Raw genomic sequence first — 3864 nt, 5'->3', positions numbered from 1 at the left:
CCGCCGGAGCGCCGCTTGATCAAGTCTCCATACACCAGACTTGCATATAGCTCCCGAGAAGATTCAAGCTACCTATTTTTAGTTTCTAACCGCCACGTATTCGTTGATCCAGACCATCAAATTTCGCTCGTATTTACCAAAAGAGAAGAAAACTCCGGTGAGCCGGTACTAGGCAGTTTGACTCGAATATCACCGTTCGAATTCGCAGGCGGATACGTGGCTCATCCTGATCCAGATGTTGATCTTGCATGCGTCAATATATCGTCGTTCGGAACACCCGACCTAGGGCTTTATTTTCGGCATTACACCTACGAAAAATTTTTTGAACATTTGCCTCAAAATCTCTCGATAGGTCAAGAAGCGTTCTTTATCGGATATCCCGAAAATAGATTTGACGTTACACATAATTTGCCGTTAATGCGTAAGGGCGTTATCGCTTCAGCTCCAAATGTGAATTTCAATGGAAAAGAAGAATTTCTTCTGGATGCGCAAGTATTTCAAGGGTCTAGCGGTAGCCCCGTATTTGCAGCAGTAAACGGTGAGCACAAAATAATCGGCGTAATTTCGCAAACTATGATTAAAAACTCGCGAGTTGAGGCTATTCCTGTTGGTACGGCGCTGGGCGTGCAGCAAGTTATAGGGCTTGGTGTCGTTCTAAAAGCCTCTTCCGTAAAGGGGTTATTAGATCATGCCGCACATAGCGTCGGATTTAACTCAGCCTAACAGGATGCTCCAGTTGACCGCCCAAAGCGCTGCCGCGCTTCGGCCGACAACTGAGCTTCGGCGTTATAAGGTGCACGAGTGAGGTCGGAAATATATAAAGACCACTACGAGTTTGAGTGGGAGCACCGTTCGTACTTGTCCCGGTCGCTAAATGTGCCAATCGCTGTGTCGACGATCATTGGTAGCGCTGCTGCTGTCATGATCCAAAAATTTCCGTACCAAGTCGGGTTTTTTACCTATTTTTTCATCGTGCTGGTAGCCGTTTCGGTGATTTTCATTGCATTAGCCGCGCTGTTTCTTTTCAAGGCGTTCGTAGGTTACGAATACGCGCGCGTTCCCACGCCGCTAACCTTGAAGTGTCACTACGACAAGCTCAATGCCTGGCACAAAAAGTACGGCGATGGTGAATCTGCCGCTGAGAGAAAATTTGAAGAAAGCTTTAACATCCGGCTAGGTGAGGCAACTGAAAAAATGCCGCTAATAATAAGCGTAAGTCGGGATATTTGTATCGCTGCAACGCGGCGCTCGCCATTTCATTGTTATTCCTGGCATTTTCTGCAGTCCCGTATATTTATACCAATATCAATCGCCAAGACAAAACATATAACGTACGGTTAATATCTGACGAAGCTACTCACCCGAACCGAGGTCAGGAAATGAACATCCCCGAGGAAGACGAGCCGACTGAAGACAAGGATCGCCCGGCCGAACCGACTATGCCGCCAAATGAAAACATCAAAGAGCACAACGTCCGGCCTAAGACGAATCAGCCGTCAGATAAGGAAGACGATTAGTTGCGCTTATAACAAGTCGCTGCAGTGGACCAACCAAAGCGCTGTCGCGCTTTGGGTTTCCCTCCGCAGCCTTCGGCTGCTCCGGCGGCAACTGAGCTAGGGCGTTGGGCGCCAAGCTAGCGTAGTTGCATGGGTCCGATTCGAGTATCTCCACTTTTGATTGTGCTCGCCTTATGCGCATGCGGTGACTCCGCATGGACTAGCTGGTCTTCAGCTTCTGTTCCGCGACATATCCAGGGGTCCTATACCCGATTCGCTGGAGAACCTCGACGGCTCGGCCCAAAGAAAGTAATCGTCTTATCGAACCGCGTTATATATAAAACGTATATCGAACAAGATGACGGATGGCGTACCACAAGTAGCAAGGTCTGCGGCGGATCTAGTAATCGCAATGGCAAGCAGTATTCCGTATGGCTAGGCTTCCTCGGCAAATGTGACGGCAATCGTTATCTTAAAATCGAGAATAATAGCCAAAGAAGCTTTGATATCGAGGAGCATGTGGTTGTTACCCAGACTGCCGGTGCCGATCATGAGGGCCGGTTAAATTGGCAGGGTGTCTACAGGAAAAGGCATTGACGCCCAACGGTTCGCTGCAGTTGACCGCCCAAAGCGCTGCCGCGCTTAGGTCGCCAACTGAGCTTAGGCATTAGCCAGAGGAGAGCCATGCATATTCCAATATCTCGCGATCCAACTCGATCGATATCGGTAGATCCGCATAGGACGATATCTATTGATCCGAGGCGATCTATATCGAAAGATCCAAATCGTACTATTTCTATAGATCCTTTTAGGACAATATCAATCGATCCAAGGCGGACTATATCCATTGATCCTAATAGGATGATATCAATAGATCCTCATAGAACAATTTCGATTGACCCAAGACGGACGACATCGATTGATCCCAACCGATCCATTAGTATCGATCCGATTCGTTCGTTGCAAATTCCAGGGAAATATATTTTTGACCTGAACCACAACACTGTCGGCTTTACGGTGTCTGCGAATGAGAGGGTCATGCTCTTGTTCGACACGAACCGGAATTGGACGGGATTTGCAGTCTCTAATAACCACGATGGTTACAACCAGTTCGATATCAATAGGAATTGGTTGGCGTTTTGGGCTTCCTCGGGAGCAGGAAATTTCAATGTATTTGACCTAAACAAGCGGTGGACTCATTTCACAACTTGACGAAAATCATGGCTAACAAGTCGCGTCACTCGGACGCACTAAAGTGCGCCGGTGCGCTCGGGCGTTAGGAGAGCAAAGATGCCTCAGCCTCTTTCCAGAGTGAATCCGAATGCCAGCATTATGATAGGGAATGCTGGAGATAGGCCTTTGCTTCGCCATCCTGAATTAGCAGCGTTGGCTGCCGAGGCTATTGCGTCTTGGGCCAACGTTGAAAGCTTCATGCTCAAGCTATTCGTTGAAATGTTTGGTGGTAATGAAGCGTTGGCTACCAACATCTTTCTGTCTTTGAATAATCAGTCGGCAAAAAACGACGCCATCAGGGCTGCCGCCGACTCATTTTTCGAAAATGGATCAGATGAGCTGGCAGTTTTCCGAGCACTTTTAGCTATAAGCAAGACGAATGAGAAAGATCGAAACAAGTTGGCTCATTGGACTTGGGGCGATAGCCCTAATCTCCCGGACGCACTTTTGTTAATTGACCCAAGGACAACAATTGGTGACCTGGATAAAGCAAGCGTGTATGTGTATCGGGAGAACGATTTCCGCAGCATCATTGACGCCAATGACCGGCTCTGTGGCTTTGGGCTCCAGTTCAAATTTGTCATTTCTGGGCATGTTGCCAATCGGGATGGCGAACTGTTGAGAGAGTTAATGAATGAGCCTGAGATCAGCCAGCGGGTTGGGGGATAAACTCCTAACAATTCGGTGGATTCAACTTCAAACTGCAACGCAGAGGCCTTTTCGCCGGAATTCGCGGGGAGCGCCATTCGCGGCAGGCCACGCGCTCCACCCTCGATGGCCAGCGGGTTACCCGTAACTTTTTTGCTCGGCGCGAAGGGGCTCAGCCGAGCTGCTATCGATCTATTCCCCGATCTGTCTTCGGATCGCCGCCTCGTCGATGACCGACCATACCGTTTTGATCCGCGAATCGACGAATTCGTAGAACACGTTCTCGGTGAACTGGATGCGCCGGCCGTTGATCGGGAGGCCGAAGAGCTCGCCCGTCGGCGTGCAGTCGAAGTCGAGCCGGCTACCCACGTAGGGCGGGTCGACGGTGAGGAGTTGAATATCGAACTGCAGGTCTGGGAGGCGTGGGGTCTATCTTCGGATTCTGCAGGCAGCCGAGGGTGTAGAAATCGGCTAGACTCGATCCCGT

Annotated in this window: 4 protein-coding genes and 1 pseudogene; 4 read left to right on the top strand and 1 reads right to left on the bottom strand. The window is 49.5% G+C overall.

Going from position 1 to position 3864, the window contains the following annotated elements; translation table 11 throughout:
* From C41B8_RS20295 to C41B8_RS19060, 4 genes are all read left to right on the top strand, one after another.
* Nucleotides 1–723 (top strand): S1 family peptidase (locus C41B8_RS20295; RefSeq protein WP_232226129.1); only part of this gene is annotated, 723 nt, incomplete at its 5' end.
* A 165-nt stretch (nt 724–888) separates the two neighbouring features.
* Entirely contained in the window at nt 889–1341 is a 453-nt protein-coding gene (locus C41B8_RS19065) for a hypothetical protein (protein ID WP_156962609.1), read from the top strand.
* 38 nt (nt 1342–1379) lie between these two features.
* Nucleotides 1380–1517, top strand: a complete 138-nt coding sequence (locus tag C41B8_RS20600; RefSeq protein ID WP_156962608.1) for a hypothetical protein — start codon at nt 1380–1382, stop codon at nt 1515–1517.
* A 1269-nt stretch (nt 1518–2786) separates the two neighbouring features.
* On the top strand, nt 2787–3398 hold the full coding sequence (locus C41B8_RS19060) for a hypothetical protein (protein ID WP_156962607.1): 612 nt from the start codon (nt 2787–2789) through the stop codon (nt 3396–3398).
* 171 nt (nt 3399–3569) lie between these two features.
* Here the strand turns inward: C41B8_RS19060 and C41B8_RS21225 are convergent.
* A pseudogene (locus C41B8_RS21225) lies at nt 3570–3797 on the bottom strand (ester cyclase); the annotation flags it as partial.
* Nucleotides 3798–3864 lie beyond the last annotated feature (67 nt).

This window comes from Salinisphaera hydrothermalis C41B8 (genome assembly GCF_000732535.1).
GTDB lineage: Bacteria > Pseudomonadota > Gammaproteobacteria > Nevskiales > Salinisphaeraceae > Salinisphaera > Salinisphaera hydrothermalis.
The sequence above is the reverse complement of the archived record's forward strand: the minus strand, read 5'-3'. Positions and strand labels throughout refer to the sequence as shown.

Bases quoted from the DNA above. Each gene is read 5' to 3' on its own strand.
- C41B8_RS20600 (WP_156962608.1), top strand. From the start codon at position 1,380: ATGAACATCCCCGAGGAAGACGAGCCGACTGAAGACAAGGATCGCCCG.
- C41B8_RS19060 (WP_156962607.1), top strand. From the start codon at position 2,787: ATGCCTCAGCCTCTTTCCAGAGTGAATCCGAATGCCAGCATTATGATA.